The 14,547-nt window shown below is 67.0% G+C and carries 12 protein-coding genes and 3 pseudogenes; 8 read left to right on the top strand and 7 right to left on the bottom strand.

Going from position 1 to position 14,547, the window contains the following annotated elements:
- Window positions 1-417: GNAT family N-acetyltransferase (locus ACZ4RZ_RS47070; RefSeq protein WP_467753739.1), on the top strand; the 417-nt coding region annotated here is incomplete at its 5' end.
- Window positions 418-858: 441 nt separating this feature from the next.
- Here ACZ4RZ_RS47070 and ACZ4RZ_RS47065 read toward each other — a convergent pair.
- From ACZ4RZ_RS47065 to ACZ4RZ_RS47040, 6 genes and pseudogenes are all read right to left on the bottom strand, one after another.
- A pseudogene (locus tag ACZ4RZ_RS47065) lies at window positions 859-1,140 on the bottom strand (peptidase S8); the annotation flags it as partial.
- A 30-nt stretch (window positions 1,141-1,170) separates the two neighbouring features.
- Window positions 1,171-2,391, bottom strand: coding sequence for a metallophosphoesterase (locus tag ACZ4RZ_RS47060; RefSeq protein WP_467753738.1), 1,221 nt, complete (start codon window positions 2,389-2,391; stop codon window positions 1,171-1,173).
- A gap of 912 nt (window positions 2,392-3,303) precedes the next feature.
- Window positions 3,304-3,522 carry a hypothetical protein gene (locus tag ACZ4RZ_RS47055; RefSeq protein ID WP_467753737.1) on the bottom strand — a complete coding sequence of 73 codons (219 nt, stop codon included), beginning with the start codon at window positions 3,520-3,522 and terminating at the stop codon, window positions 3,304-3,306.
- 633 nt (window positions 3,523-4,155) lie between these two features.
- Window positions 4,156-6,684 (bottom strand): RICIN domain-containing protein, encoded by a 2,529-nt coding sequence (locus ACZ4RZ_RS47050; RefSeq protein WP_467753736.1) that lies wholly within the window; start codon window positions 6,682-6,684, stop codon window positions 4,156-4,158.
- 315 nt (window positions 6,685-6,999) lie between these two features.
- A complete protein-coding gene (locus tag ACZ4RZ_RS47045) occupies window positions 7,000-7,215 on the bottom strand; it encodes an ATP-binding protein (RefSeq protein WP_467753735.1) in 216 nt (71 codons plus the stop codon).
- 73 nt (window positions 7,216-7,288) lie between these two features.
- Entirely contained in the window at window positions 7,289-7,723 is a 435-nt protein-coding gene (locus ACZ4RZ_RS47040) for an RICIN domain-containing protein (RefSeq protein ID WP_467753734.1), read from the bottom strand.
- 1,268 nt (window positions 7,724-8,991) lie between these two features.
- Here ACZ4RZ_RS47040 and ACZ4RZ_RS47035 point away from each other — a divergent pair.
- From ACZ4RZ_RS47035 to ACZ4RZ_RS47010, 6 genes and pseudogenes are all read left to right on the top strand, one after another.
- Window positions 8,992-9,335 (top strand): annotated as a pseudogene (locus tag ACZ4RZ_RS47035) (carbohydrate ABC transporter substrate-binding protein); the annotation flags it as partial.
- 366 nt (window positions 9,336-9,701) lie between these two features.
- Window positions 9,702-10,319, top strand: coding sequence for a hypothetical protein (locus ACZ4RZ_RS47030; protein ID WP_467753733.1), 618 nt, complete (start codon window positions 9,702-9,704; stop codon window positions 10,317-10,319).
- A gap of 19 nt (window positions 10,320-10,338) precedes the next feature.
- Window positions 10,339-11,664 carry an aldehyde dehydrogenase family protein gene (locus tag ACZ4RZ_RS47025; RefSeq protein ID WP_467753742.1) on the top strand — a complete coding sequence of 442 codons (1,326 nt, stop codon included), beginning with the start codon at window positions 10,339-10,341 and terminating at the stop codon, window positions 11,662-11,664.
- 316 nt (window positions 11,665-11,980) lie between these two features.
- On the top strand, window positions 11,981-12,742 hold the full coding sequence (locus tag ACZ4RZ_RS47020) for an SDR family NAD(P)-dependent oxidoreductase (protein ID WP_467753732.1): 762 nt from the start codon (window positions 11,981-11,983) through the stop codon (window positions 12,740-12,742).
- 43 nt (window positions 12,743-12,785) lie between these two features.
- The gene (locus ACZ4RZ_RS47015; protein ID WP_467753731.1) at window positions 12,786-13,199 is read left to right on the top strand and encodes a DUF4345 family protein; all 414 of its coding nucleotides are present in this window, start codon (window positions 12,786-12,788) and stop codon (window positions 13,197-13,199) included.
- A 207-nt stretch (window positions 13,200-13,406) separates the two neighbouring features.
- Window positions 13,407-14,102 carry a type 1 glutamine amidotransferase domain-containing protein gene (locus ACZ4RZ_RS47010; protein ID WP_467753730.1) on the top strand — a complete coding sequence of 232 codons (696 nt, stop codon included), beginning with the start codon at window positions 13,407-13,409 and terminating at the stop codon, window positions 14,100-14,102.
- Window positions 14,103-14,151: 49 nt separating this feature from the next.
- Here ACZ4RZ_RS47010 and ACZ4RZ_RS47005 read toward each other — a convergent pair.
- A pseudogene (locus ACZ4RZ_RS47005) lies at window positions 14,152-14,319 on the bottom strand (helix-turn-helix domain-containing protein); the annotation flags it as partial.
- On the opposite strand from ACZ4RZ_RS47005, the gene ACZ4RZ_RS47000 reads away from it, so the two are divergent.
- On the top strand, window positions 14,285-14,476 hold the full coding sequence (locus ACZ4RZ_RS47000; RefSeq protein ID WP_467753744.1) for a hypothetical protein: 192 nt from the start codon (window positions 14,285-14,287) through the stop codon (window positions 14,474-14,476). The pseudogene ACZ4RZ_RS47005 and the gene ACZ4RZ_RS47000 overlap by 35 nt on opposite strands.
- The last annotated feature ends 71 nt before the right edge of the window (window positions 14,477-14,547 follow it).

The raw sequence follows: 14,547 nt of genomic DNA, 5'->3' as shown, positions 1-14,547 counted from the left end.
CTCACGCGGCTCGTGCGTGGCTCAGGCGCCTACGAGGGTAAGTACGCAGCCGCAGTGGCGGGTTACCGGGTCGGTCCTGATTACATCGAGGCCCACCGCGCCTTTGTGGCCGTCGGCGCCGACGAGCATGGAGGCCGGGTCATCGGGTTCTACTCGCTCGTCCTCGCTCCACCGGAGCTCGACCTGCTGTTCGTCGCTGACGAAGCGCAAGGACGGGGTATTGGACGGCTGCTCGTTGCGCACATGCAGTCCGAGGCCCGTGCCGCCGGGCTCGACCGTGTCAAGGTCGTGTCGCATCTTCCCGCCGAGGACTTCTATCACCGCGTTGGTGCAGTGCGGACCGGGACCGCGCTCGCGAACCCGCCCGCCGTGCCGTGGGACCGTCCCGAATTCGAGTTTCGCATTCCTTCGGAATGACGCGGTGTGCCGGTTCGCAGGGCACCGGCTTCGCCTGCATGGTGGCCGGCATGCAGGAGCCGCTGGACGTCGCGCGCTCCGTGTGTGCCGTCTTGCCCTGGCGGGGGGATCGTCTGCGCCAGCGGTCTCTCCTGGCGACTCCCTCGCCTCCGGCACTCCCAGGGCCATCGAAATCGCGTACACCTCGGCTCGCTCCACACACGATCGAGGTCGGCCGCGTACGTAGTTCACACAACCCTGATCTGCGAGACGAAGTGGCCACAGTCCACCGTCAGCGCTGTAGGGGATGATGCCTTGCCAGTGCAGCCATCAGCGCAAGTGGAAGTAGTCACAGCCCTTGCCCCGTGGAGCTTGGCCGACCTGCGTCGGTGCGGCCCGCGGTGGAGCGGATCGGCGGGAGGCTCCGGACAGGGGCATCAGAGCCTGACTGTCGTGGGTGTTGGCCAGGTCCGACTCGGCGTTCGGGTCGTCGTAGGCGTCGACGATGGCGATGGTCCTGCCGGAGCCGCTGGCGGAGGCGGCGGAGGTCAGGCCGTAGGCCGACTGCAGGTCGCTGGGGCCGTAGCGGGTGGGGGAGTCCGCGGCGGCGTTCGGCCGGACGGTCTGGGGTGCGATGCCCTTCTTCGCCGCCTGCTCTTCCTGGAAGGCGGTGGTGCCGCTGGTGACGCGCAGGGCGTTGCAGGATGCGTAGCCCTTCTTCGGGGTGCCGGCGCACTGCAGCATCTCCAGGCGGAACCGCCGGCCCGCCCAGCGCTACGGCGTGGGGGGCCGCTGCGGGGAGCGGAGTACGAGCAGGGTGATCTCGCTGGGGGCGAAGATGCGGAAGGGCGGGCCCCAGAAACCGGTGCCGCGGCTGGTGTAGAGGAGGGTGCGGGTGCCGTGGCGGCTGAGGCCGGCGAGGGCGGGCTGGTCGATGCGGACGAGGTGGTGGAAGGGCCAGATCTGGCCGCCGTGGGTGTGGCCGGAGAGCTGGAGGTCGACGCCGGCGGCTGCCGCCCGGTCGACGAACTTGGGCTGGTGTGCCAGGAGCAGGACGGGGTGGTCGGGGTCGGCGCCGTTCAGGGCTCCGGCGAGGTGGGCGCCGTGGCCGGCGAGGCCGGAGGACTCGGCGGTGACGTCGTCCACGCCGGCGACCACGAGGGTGTCGCCATCGCGTTGGAGCAGTAGATGGCGGTTGCGCAGCGGCTCCCAGCCCAGCTCGTCCATCAGGTCGACCCAGCCCTGGGCCTCGCTGTAGTACTCGTGGTTGCCGGTGACGTAGACCCGGGCCCGGGTGGCCTGCACGGTGCCGAGTGGGGCGGCCTGGGCGCGGCGGCGTTCGGCCGTGCCGTCCGCGATGTCGCCGGTGTGGCAGACCAGGTCGGCCGCGAGTGCGTTGACCGTCTCGCAGACTCGCGCCGACCAGCGGGCGCGGTCGAGCGGGCCGTAGTGGGTGTCGGTGATGAGGACGACGCGGGTGCCGTCCAACCCGGCGCCCAGGCGGGGGAGTTGCACGTCGAGGCGGCGTACCCGTGGTACCCGGCGGGCCTCGGCGTACCCCCAGGTGAGCAGCACGGTGGCTGCGCCGAGGACCGCCCAGGTGACGATCCGGGCCCGGTCCTGGCCGTCGCCCACGCGGGTCACGGTCAGGGCGAGCCGCAGTAGGACGCCGAGCACAACGGACCAGGTGAACAGGACCCAGCTGGTGCCCAGCAGGGTGTCCCCGATGATCGCCGCCCAGTCCTGCTGCCGTCGGCCGTGGCCGCGCACCATCGCGAGCGGCATACCGATCAGGCCGAGGGCGAACAGGGCGGTGCCAGCCAGTGTGACCGGGAGCGGCCAGTGCTGGCCGGCGTACAGCAGCAGCCAGCAGGGCACGGTCCACAGCAGCACCGGCGCGATCAGGGGGAGGTAGCGCATCAGGCGGTGCAGTCGGCTCTGCTGAGTCGCGTGCGCTGCACTGTCGGCGGATCGGGTCTCGCTGGTGTCGGTCACGCTTCCCCTCCTTGAGCAACCAGGCTGCCGTCGCGCGCACTGTATCCGGCCGTCCCGGGCCGGTCGGACGGACGGGGTGCTCATGGTGGGCAGCCCCATGTGGCGAGGCGGCCTCCGAGTTCGCCCCCGGCTCACGCGGTTGGTGACTCTGCTCCTGACCGGGGCCGCGGCGGCTTCGAACGGTGAGGCGTAGAAGCTCCGGAAGCAGTGGAGAGTACAGCCCATCGTCCTCACGATTCTGACCGCCCGATGCGGCCCGGTACCGGCAACGTGACGAGCCATCGGACCGGAAGAGGGATGGGCATGTCCAGTTCGACCATGTCCAGTACGCCGCCTGCCCCGCAGACTTCTCGTCGACGCTCTGCGGGATACCGCGATCTGCTGAAGTAGGCCAGGAAGTGGCGAGCCGTGAGGCTGCCCGCGAGGTCTTCCACCTGGTCGGACAGCTACAGCCAGGACCCGCTCATAGGGGCGTCCGTGACAGATGAGAGGGTCAGACGGGTGAGCGAGACACCACCGAACACCCTGCAATACCGCTTTGACGGGCCAGAAGAGGCCCCAGTCCTGATCTTGGGTCCCTCACTGGGTACCACATGGCACATGTCGTAGAAGCCGTCTTTAGGCGTCCACGTGGTCCGAAACGATGCCTTTTGCGTAGGCGGATTCTCTGAGGTCCGGGAGCGTCTACGGGGTTGGTGACACGGGCGTGACACGTGAGGCACCTCTGGCGGCCTGGTTCGACGGGGGATTCAGTGCAGACGGGGACCTGATAGGACGGGCCTCGCCGGATTGCTCCGGCGAGGCCCGTCGTGCAGTTGTCAAGGCCGTCCTGGAAATGCCTCCGCTTCGGAGTTCATGCCGATCGATGCCATCTCCTGGCTCATACGCCCCGGGTGCACCTTCGGGGTCTGCTCACCACAGGGCGTCCTGCTCGGCTGACGGCTTGAGGATCGGAGGTGTCGCGGCCAGGTGCACTCGCGTCTTGTTGTTGATGGCACGAGGTTCCGTCGTCACGTCGTCCGCGTCGCGTAGCTGTCGGACGGCGTCGATCACTTGGGCGGGCCGGTAGACGGTTTCCAAGAGGGCGTATCCGGCGAACCGTGTGAGGAAGGCGGGCTCGAAGGTCACCATCACTTCGGTCCTGGGGTGATGCCCCAACTCCTGCAGAAGTGAGAAAGGGATGTCAGGTCCGCCGAAGCTGTCGAGTAGGACGAACAGAGGTTTCCCCAACGCGCCGGTGTTTCACAGTTTCTGCAGGAGCGCTGGGTGGAAGTCTCCGTGGCGTATGTCCATGGCCATTCGCTGGGCGATGCTGTCCGTCTGCCGGGAGCGGGCGAGTTCCATCTGATGCTGTAAGTCCTTGACGCGCCGAGCGTCCTCTTCCACATGGTTCCGCCCTTGGCAGGGCCGGCCTGATCGACGAGGCCGCGGTCCGCCGGGCTGTGGCAGAGACCGCGACCCGCCGCATCCCGCCCGCGTTCATCACCGAGACAATCGCCCTGGAGCTCTGGCCTCGCACCGTACGCCCCTAACCGCCAGCAGACCGCCTGTCATGAGGCCATCCATGGCCTGGCCGGACACATAATCAACATGTAGCGGTCCGCGGACAGATCGGGCACTTCAACGAAGCTCAGTCAGTCGCTCACCGTTCGCAACCTCCTGTCTCAGGAGGGCCTGGCCTTGCACCACCGAACTCCCCGCTCCGCCGCAGGATGCGGAGGAGCGGGGAATTCAGCGTGTCGGAACGTGGTCAGTGCCGATCGGTCATCCGACCTTCACCAGCTTCCACTGCTGGTTGGGGCCTCCGTTCGGGTTCCACTGGACGACCTTGGCACCATCACTCGTTGAACCGCGCTCCACGTCGACCAGTCGGCCGCTGTTGCGGGATTCGATGGTGTAGGTGCCGTCGGTGGACGGGGTCACCGCCCATTGCTGGTTCGTGCCGCCGTTGTCGTCCCACAGTTGCAGTTGTTGGCCGGGCAGCGTGGTGAATCGCGATATGTCCAGGACCTTTCCACTCTGGACGCCGGTGATCTTGTAGTAGCCATCGCCGTTGGCGGTCAACGTCCACTCCTGGTTCGTGCCGCCGTTGTCCCTGTACTGGATGACCGGCGTCCCGTTCCCGGTGCCCTGGTGGTCGGCGTCGAGCACCTCGGTCTGGTCGCTGTTGGTGCTGTTGACATTGACGATCTTGTACGTTCCGTTCAGGTCCGGTGTCGTGCCGGGTGTGACGGACAGGTTGGAGTACTGGACGCCGTAGTACCCCTTTGTGCTGTCGTCAAAGACGGTGCCGAGCCCGATCTGTCCGGCGCCGTAGCTGGTGTCGGTGACGCTTGCCACCTGCTTCCCGTCGATCTTCGCGGTGATGGTGCTGCCCTGGAAGGCGAGGGAGAGGTTGTGCCAGGTGTCGGTGCCTGGGGCCGTGTCGAGCTTGCCGCTCGCGCCGGGGAGCGTGGTGAAGTTCCATGATCCGTCGGACTTTTGCAGCGACCAGTTGCCCGCGGTGTCGAGGGTCAGGTGGTATGCGTTGAGGCCATTGTTGTTCTTGGCCTGCCAGCCGACGCGGCCCAGCAGGTCGGCTCCGCCTCCCGACTTCTCTATCAGCACGTCCGAGGAGACGGTGTAGTTGGACCAGTTGACGTCGCCCATCGTGGTGTAGGGCTGGCTGCTGGTTTCGCTGGTCCACTTGATCGGTGGAGTGGTGGTCATCTGGCGCAGACACTGGCCGCTGCGTCCGCCGCCGCATTGCTGCGCCTCGAAGGCGCCGTTCATGGTGGCGAAGTACTTGGCCTCCTTGCCCGTGTCGTAGTTGGCGAAGCTGTCTTTGTAGGGGAGAGGCTGCACGGTGCGCTTGCCGGAGACTCCCGAGGTGGCGACGGGGGCCTGTCCGGTGGTGGTGGTGACGGTGTAGAGGCGCTTGGGCTGCAGGGTGAGCTGGTAGGTGCCGTTGGTGGGCTTCAGGTCGGGCAAGGCCTTCATGCTCGGTTGGCTGGTGCTGCTCAGGTCGGTTGCCCAGACGTGCAGGGTGCCGCCGGGAAGTCCACCGGTGACGGAAAAGGGGACGGTCACAGTCTGCTTGTCGGGCAGGTCCATGGTCTCGAAGACGGTGCTCCAGTTGGACTTGTCCGGGGCCGCGTAGGTGACGTAGCTGCCCTGGCTCTTGTCAGTGCCGCCGGCGAGATAGCCGCTGGAGGTGTCCAGGTACTTCCACCCCGGGGAGGTGAACTGGCTGGTCTGCGCCATCACCCAAGTACTGCGGCCGACGTTGTAGGCGCCGGACCAGGGCTGGTTGGCCTGGATCAAGCCGTCCCCGTTGAATGCGAGGTTGGGGGATATCGACGCGACGAGCGGCCAGTTGATGTAGGCGCTCATCTTGCCGTCCAGATAGCCGTGGTTGATGCCGCGGGCCATGGGGATGGCTCCGTAATCGGCGTCGTCCGAGCCGTTCTCGCTCGCCCACAGCTGCTTCCCACTCGCTATCGCGTTCGCCGTCTTGCCGTCCCCGCTGGAGCAGTTCACCTGTGCGGACAGGTAGCCACAGGGATAGTGAAAGCCCAAGATGTCCACCGACGAGGACAGATTGTCGTTCGCGACTTGCCAGTCGCCTGGGCCCCCGTCCCCTCCGACGATCTTCGTGGCATAGCCGTGCTGCGCGAGGGCGGCATGCAGGGCGTCATACCAGGCGGGGCTCTTCGAGGAGTTGTACTTCTCGTTCCAACCACCGAGGTAGTCGATGGTGAGGTTGTGCCGCTTGGCGCAGTCGAGCCAGCTGATGAGGTAGTCGACCGTCGACGGTGAGCTGGGTGAGCTGGCGGTGGACCAGAAGTCGCCGCCGCCGAGGAAGCCCGGAGCGCCCCACGCGAGGGCGGCCAGCTTGATCTTCGGGTTGCGTTGTTTGGCCTGCTCCATCAGCCACCATTCGTAGCCGTTGTCGCAGAGGGGCTTTTTCATGTCGTCGGGCGAGTGTGCGATGCTGGACTCGGCGCCGTCGGTGGAGTTGGTGTCACCGCCGACCTCGACCTTCAGAATCTGCAGGTTCGCGCCGTAGCCGGGCTTGAAGAGGTAGTCCAGGATCTGGCTTCGCTGCGGCTCGGGGTAGTCGATGAGCAGGCGGCTGTTGCCGCCGCCGCCGCTGATGGCTCCGACGCCGTCGAACGTGCGGCCTTGGGAATTGCCGTCGATGGTGATCGTCGCGATCGCGGCGTGAGCGCGGGTTGGTGCCACGCCGGTGACCAGCGCCAGGCAGAGTCCCATGACGGCGAGAACTGCTGTCCAGATGCGTGGGGCTCTCATGCCGACGGGATGTGGTTGCGGTCTAGCAGGCATCAGGATCGTCCTTCCTGAGGAGAGTGCTTCCGGCATGCCGAACAGCGAGCTGTCGGCTTTGCGTCTTTGGGCGCGGCGCGCTTTCGGCCGGGTGCGTAGTGGGGTCGACCCCGTTCATGGCACGCGCCGGCCGAGGGGCCACGCGGTTTCGGGTGGTCTGTTGGGATTGATCTGCGATGGTGCCGGTGAGTTGCCACCAGTTGATCTTGGACCGGCCCTGGGGGACGTAGCGTGAAGTCAGATGTCCTGACTCCGCGCAACCGAGGACAGGAGCCGTGCGCTCTACAAAGCTCGGGGCAAATCGAAGTGCTCCATCTCCCGGACTTGCTCGGGCACCTCCATTCGCGTCGCCACCGTCTCGAGTGATGGGGTTACCTCCAGCTCCGCGTACACGACCTTGCCGCCGGCCACCGGTCGCCACACACCCCAGCGAGCGCTCATCGCTTCGACGACGAAGAGTCCGCGCCCGCCCTCGTCGTCGTCCGCCTCTCTCCGCACCGCGGGCTGTGTGGAACTGCTGTCCCAGACTTCGAGTACCAGGGACCCGTTGCGTTATGGAGCTGTACTTCGATTAACGACGCTTCGAGAGGGGCGTGGTACGGGTCGGGCTCTGTGGTCCCTGTGGCGCGTGCGGCTCACGAACAATCGCGCCCGGCCAACCGCTTTGGCCGTGGCCAAGAGCTCGATGCCGGCTTCTGCAACGGCTTCGTTCACGCCGTGCTCGCTTCCTTCCAGCCCGGCAGGGCATCTGCTGTGACTCGCTGGGCTGCTGTGGCTCGTAGTCAGACGGTGCGTCGCTGAACTGTTGGTTCGATCGGGCGCTGCGGGTGTACTGCATGACGCGGCGGCCGTCATCGGGGGATTCGCTCGTAACGTCCATCCACTTGTTGCGGGGCCGCGCGATCAGGCGGTAGTAACCGTTGCCCTGGTTCTCCAACCGCCATTGCTGGTTGGCGCCGCCGACGCAGCGGTAATGGCGCGGGCGGCGAAGGGGCCGAGGCGGCACCGGCCGTCGAGACCCAGGTTGAGCGCAGACGGCCGACGGATCGTGCGCCGATGGCCGGCCACGCGCGGATCGGACGGTCCGCAGCGGATGCCCGAACGCGCGGAGGACCTGATGGGGAGACTCGCATGGCGTGGAGGTCCGGTCCCTGAATACGGCGTGCCGTGCACGCCATCGAGGGCACGGAGTGAGGGGCCACCTGCCGACCCCTGGGGCAGGGGGCGTGGGGCCGGCAGGTGAGTCGGGTCAGCAGCACACTGCACACTGCTGGTTCGCGGTTGCAGAAACGCGTCCGGTCCAGGCTGAGGGAGGGGTGCCTGCTTCGGCATGGCGTCCGAGGCATTGGAGCCGAGCGTGACGGTCTTCGAGTCACCGGAACCGGAGCTTTTCCACGAGCGGCGTGCGCTGGCCGAGGCCGGGTGCGGAGAGACCAGAGGAAGAACGTCGCATGACGACTGCTGGGCAAGGAAGAGCGGCAATCGGAGCTCAAGCCGCAAAGTCGCGAGCGAGCAGCCATGCGTTGCCGTCGCCGATCGTTCCGACGCCGTCGAAGACGAGGCCGGACGGCATGCCGCCGATCGTGACGGAGATGCTCGTCGCGACGCAAGGAGAGTCGGTCGCCGTCTGGGTAAGGAGGTCATGCCGACTCCGGGAGGGGGGGTGGAAGGGCCGGGAAGCGGGAGCGGCCGCGGTCGACCGCCCGAGGAGCGAGGGGCGTGGCGAGTCCGGAATCGCATCGTCGGCTGAAGGAGCCCCTCAAGGGGGACTCCTGGCCGACGGTTGCACCCAACAGATCATGCAAGCTTCAACGAGATCAAACAGATTCGCTCACTCGTGGGGAGATGGTGGGCTGACCCCAAGGCGTGTGTCAATGCCCAAGTTCAAACTCGGAGGCAAATGGGCCCGAGGCCCAGTCGAGGTTGTCGCTCTCGTGCGGCTGGCCCGAGCCGTGAGTCCGACAAAGGTTCAAGTCTGCTGAGTTGCACTTACCCATTGCCTCCAAGTCATGGGCCCTGTAAGCGCCTTACCGATCAGGCGCAAGATGAATTGGGCTCAGCTTTGGGGGCTGTCTGTAGAGCTCTTCGGCTCCCTCCCCGTTTAGCTGGGCCTTTGTCATAGGGGTTGGAAAAGGTGACGCACAGCCCTTGACGTTCGACAGGTCGAACGGTTCTCATTGGCTCACCTTGTGCGATCCCGTTTGTTTCTGGTCGACCATGCGTCCATTGGTCCGATGCATGTTGGCCGGTCGTTAGTCTGTCTCAGGAGCTGTTATGCACCCCTCTCCCGTCAGTCTCTCCGTTCAAGGTCCCAGCCGCCGCGCGCTGTTGCGCGGCGTCGGCGGGGCAGCAGCGCCAGGCGCGGGCATTCCGCTGCACAGTGCCTGCGGGTGCAGTGACTTCGCCTCGGCGACACCAAGGCCGTGACCGTCGGTTCCGGTGCCTCCGACGCCGTACCGAAGAAGGCGTTCGCGGACGTCTACGCGGCCTTCATCAAGAAGTCCGGACTCGACATCAAGGTCAACACCAAGGACCACAATGCCGTCCAGGAGCAGATCAACGCCCACGCCCAGGGCACTCCTGACGACGTGTTCACCTGGTTCGCCGGCTACCGCATGTAGTTCTTCGCCGCCAAGGGCGTCGCCACACCCTCAGTCATGACCCTCACTCCGAACACCGGCACCGGAACCGCACGGGACACAACGTGGTAGTGGCGGCCAGGCTTCGAGGAACTTCTGACCAGGCTCGGTGCCGAGCTGCCCCAGCTGGGTGGCGGCGATCGAGGGTGCGGAGATACAGGAGATCACCCCAACGGTCCCGTCGTGTGCTTGACATGGGCACGGGCCCTGACCATGGCGAGAGGATCGTGCAAGGGGAAGCGAGGATAGTTCTACGGCTTCCGCAGGTCGCAGAGGTTGAATGGCATCGCGTAAGAAGGCTCGGTCATAGGGCATGAGCTGCATCGATGTACGAAGGAGCGCAGAGTGTCTGCGAAGCTGCAGTCGGCCGCGGCGATCGCCACAGTGGCCAGCAGCGGCATCGACCGTGAGCCGGGCGGCATTCATCAGCAGCGCCCCGGCCGCCGACTCCGGATCGGCGTGGCCGAGCCGCGCGAGCAATTCCCCGAAGAGGGCGCGGATCCAGTCGCGGTGGGACGCGACCCGATCAAGCACCGGATGGGCGGCGTCCAAGTACAAGGAGGCCGCGATGCGCAGTCAGAGCAACCGCCGACAACCCGGCAGCTACAAGAAGAACCTCGCCGCAGTCTGAAAGCCAACAGCCCTGGCGCAGCGCAAGGGCATCGCGATCACCACCCTTCGCCGAGCTGGTTGCCGGCGCAGGGGGACGACATCGTCCTCATCAAGGCACCCGCAGCCCACAGGGCCTGGCCGAAAAGGTGGGCCGCGCAGGCCACCCTCACGCCTGAGGACTTCATCCGTCTCCAGGCGATCCTGCCGCTCGGGGCGGTCGGCGCCCGCTGCCGCGGCAGTCATGCAGACCTGGCGGTGACCAACAGCGTGTGGCTGCCGGGGCACCGCTCTCCTTCCCCCGGATGCCGCCCGGCTATCCCTCCAATCCGAACGGGACGCAACCGTGACTGACACCAAGGCAGCCTTCACCCTGGACGACACCTTCACCGCCACCGAAGCCACCGCGCTGGTAGACCGGCTGCGCGCCACCTTCCGCACCGGCCGCACCAGGCCCCTGGCCTGGCGTCGGCAGCAGCTGACCCGCCTGCGCGACCTGCTCACCGACAACCGGGCGGCGATAGCCGACGCCCTCTACGCCGACCTGCGCAAGAACCGCGCCGAGGCCGACGCCATGGAGATCAACACCACGATCGTCGAGATCGAGGACTACTTGGAGCACCTGGAGGAGTGGACCGCCCCGCAGCCCGCCCCCGTGACGGTGCCCGCAGCCCCTGGCAGCACCGCCCGCACGGTCTTCGACCCCTTGGGCGTCGCCCTGGTCATCTCGGCGTGGAACTACCCGGTCAATCTGCTGCTCGTGCCCGTCGCGGGCGGGCTCGCCGCCGGCAACGCGGTCGTCATCAAGCCCGCCGACTACGCCGCCCACACCTCGGCACTGCTGGCCGAGCTGCTGCCCGCCTATCTCGACACCGACGCGACCGCGGTCGTCGAGGGCGGCGCCCCGGAGACCACCGTGCTCCTTGAGCAGCACTTCGACCACATCTTCTACACCGGCAACGGCACGGTCGGCCGCATCGTGATGACCGCCGCCGCGCAGAACCTCACCCCCGTCGTCCTCGAACTCGGCGGCAAGTCACCGGTGTTCGTGGACCGGGACGCCGACATCGCCACGGTCGCGCAGCGCCTGGCGCAGACGAAGTTCGCCAACGCCGGACAGACCTGCGTCGCCCCCGACTACGTCCTGACCGACCCGGACACCGCGACCGAACTGGAGGCTGCCCTGGTCGTCGCGCTCAAGGGGCTGTTCGGTGAGGACCCGCAGACGTCCGACGCCTACGGACGGATCATCAACGAGCGTCACTTCGACCGGCTGTCCGCGCTGCTGACCTCCGGCCGTACGGTCACCGGCGGGAAGACCGACCGCGCGGACAGGTACATCGCTCCCACCGTGCTGGCCGATGTCCGGCCCGACGAGCCCGTGATGCAGGAGGAGATCTTCGGGCCCATCCTGCCGATCCTGACCGTGGCGGACCTGGACGAGGCGATCGCGTTCATCAACGAGCGCGACAAGCCGCTCGCCCTCTACGCCTTCACCGAGAACAACACCACCAAGCGCCGCCTCACCGCCGAGACCTCCTCGGGAGGCCTCAACTTCGGCCTGCCCATGTACCACCTCGCGGTGCCGACCCTCCCCTTCGGCGGCGTCGGCGAAAGCGGCATGGGCAACTACCACGGCCGCTACTCCATCGAGACCTTCAGCCACCGCAAGGCCGTCCTCGACGTCCCCCTGAGCTGAACGGGAGGCGACCGATTACGAGGCCGACAAGAAGGGGGGCGGAGAGCTTGGACTCGGACACAAACGGGCCTGCTCCGAGCGGATTCGGGCGAGGTTCTTGGCTGTCCTTTGGTCAGAAGACGCCCCTGCCTGCGGGAATGCGCAAGTCGATGCCGACGCAATCGGTCACGGAATGTATGGCGTCTCCCCTGGCCATGCGGTTGAGAGCACCTGTAGACAATCCATATGAACTTGGACAGACCGGGCCCTGTCAGGAGGGCCGTTGCCTCTCTTCCGTACGACCGGCAGCGTGCCCGTTCATTGAAAGGCTTGAACCATGACTCCTCGACTTGAAGGAACCGTCGCCCTGGTCACCGGGGCCTCCAGCGGCATCGGCCACGCCACCGCGCTGGAGCTGGCCCGCGAGGGTGCCTCCGTGGCCCTGGTCGGACGTCGCGAGGACCGGCTCACCGACCTCGCCGGGCAAATCTCCCACGCCGGCGGGAAGGCCCTGGTTGTGCCCGCTGACATCACCACCGCCCCCGCCGCCGCGCAAGCGGTCGAGCGGACCGTCGAGGGCCTGGGCCGCCTGGACACCCTGGTCAACAACGCCGGCCTGATGCTGCTCGGTCCCGCCCCCGGCGCGGACCTGAACGACTGGCAGCGCATGATCGACATCAACCTCATGGGCCTGATGTACACCGCCCACGCGGCCGTCCCTCATCTGGTCAAGGCGGCCGGCGAGGCGCCGCGTCAGGTCGCCGACATCGTCAACATCAGCTCGGTCAGCGGCCGTTACGCCTACCCCATGACGGCCGTGTACAGCGCCAGCAAGTTCGGCGTCAACGCCTTTAGCGAATCGCTGCGCCAGGAACTGGCACGCCAACACGTGCGCGTGTCCGTCGTCGAGCCTGGTGCCGTCGACACCGAACTGCGCACCCACAACACGGCCGAGGTCCAGGAGTACCTCGACGCCACCTTCCGCGACGTTGAGCGGTTGCAGAGCCAGGACATCGCCGACGCCGTCGGCTACATCGTCACCCGCCCCCGGCATGTTGCGGTCGCCGAGCTGCTCGTACGCCCCACCGAGCAGGCGTGAAGGCGAAGCTCGAGGCCGACTGCGAGACCAGCACGGAGTCGTGATGGCTGCCAGCACCTCTCTCACACCAGCCAACACCATCGTCCGCGTCTGCCTGTTGCTGGTCACTGCCATCGCCCTCGGAGACGGCCTGCAGCAATTGGTGTGGGGAGCCCCGGCGGGCGCGGCGGACGCGGACAACTTGCATCGCTTCATGGCAGGCATCTACATCGGCTGGGCTCCGTTGTTCGCCTGGGTGGCGGCGACCATCCGCTGGCAGGGGGTACTCGTCTACTTCCTGGCCGTCCCGATCTTCCTCGGCGGCGTCGGGCGGCTGTTCTCCTTCGCTCAGCACGGCATGCCCAGCCCGGCGGGAGTCTTTCTCGCCTCCGCCCTCCTGGAGCTCATCCTCCCGGTCGTCATCATCTGGGCGCACTCCACTGCACTCAGATCCAGACGAGCGCGACATGCAGCCTGAGCACCGATCCCAAACAGAGAGACCGGCACATGCCGGGCTCCCCCGTGACGCCATCGCCGCTGTGGCACGCCCCGTGGTGCTGGCACAACCGCCCCGCAGCCACGGCCGTCCGTGAACCCCTGCGGGACGGTTCCGAGAACTGAAGAGCGCTGACGTGCTGAGCATGCAGCGTCAGAGCATCAACCCCGACTTCGAGGAGACCGCACCATGTCGAAGATCCTTTTCGTGATGACCGGCGCCGACCACTGGACGCTCGCCGACGGCAGCAAGCATCCGACCGGCTTCTGGGCTGAGGAGCTCGTTGCCCCGTACGAGGCGTTCACGGCCGCCGGTCACGAGATCGTCGTGGCCACGCCGGGTGGCGTCGTGCCGCCCTTGGACCAGGGCAGCTTGGCGCCGCAGTTCAACGGCGGCGAGGAGGGCGCGAAGAAGATCGCGGATACCATCGCCTCGATCAGTGAGATCCAGCACCCCATCAGGCTGGAGGACGTCGACCTCGACGACTATGCCGCGGTCTTCTATCCCGGTGGCCACGGCCCGATGGAGGACCTGGCCGTCGACGCCACCTCCGGCCAGCTTCTCGTCAACGCGCTCGCCTCGGGTAAGCCGCTCGGTGTGGTCTGCCACGCCCCGGCCGCGCTGCTGGCCGCCACCCTGGCCGACGGCGGCAACGCGTTCGCCGGCTACCGGCTGACCGGCTTCAGCAACGCCGAGGAGATCCAGAGCGGTCTGGCAGCCAAGGCCAAGTGGCTGGTCCAGGACCGCTTGGTCGAGATCGGCGCGGACTACCAGGAGGGCGAGCCGTGGGCCCCGAACGTGGTCGTGGACCGCAACCTGGTCACCGGTCAGAACCCCGCCTCCGCCGGACCCGCCGCAGCCGAAATGCTCAACAAGCTGACCTGACCCATGTCTTCGAGGCGACCGTCCTCGGCTTCCAGGTCGCCTCGGCCGGTCAATTCCTTTCGTCGGCAGTGCGCGCCGCCAAGCCAGCCGCGTCCTGACTGGGTGGCGCGCCGAAGAGGCGCCGGTACTCTCGGCTGAACTGGGACGGACTGTCGTATCCCACGAGGTACGCGATGTGCGCGATGTCCTTCGGATGTGACGCCAGAAGAAGCCGGGCCACCGTGGCCCCGTCGGTCGCCTCATTCTTCGTCGGCAACACGAGCAACCTACCCGCAGCGACCGCGGCCTCCCTATTGGCGATGCTGCCGGTCGTGATCGCCTACCTGTTCCTGCAGAAGTACTTCGTGCAAGGACTCGTAGGGGCGCAGAAGTAGATCGGACCGGGCCGCCGAAGGGCCAGACAACCCGCTATGCCACCGGCCGAGGCGACCCGGCTCGAAAGTGT

It is taken from the genome of Streptomyces sp. NPDC027189 (genome assembly GCF_055566975.1).
Note: the sequence above shows the minus strand (reverse complement) of the source record. Positions and strands in the feature narration are given on the sequence as shown.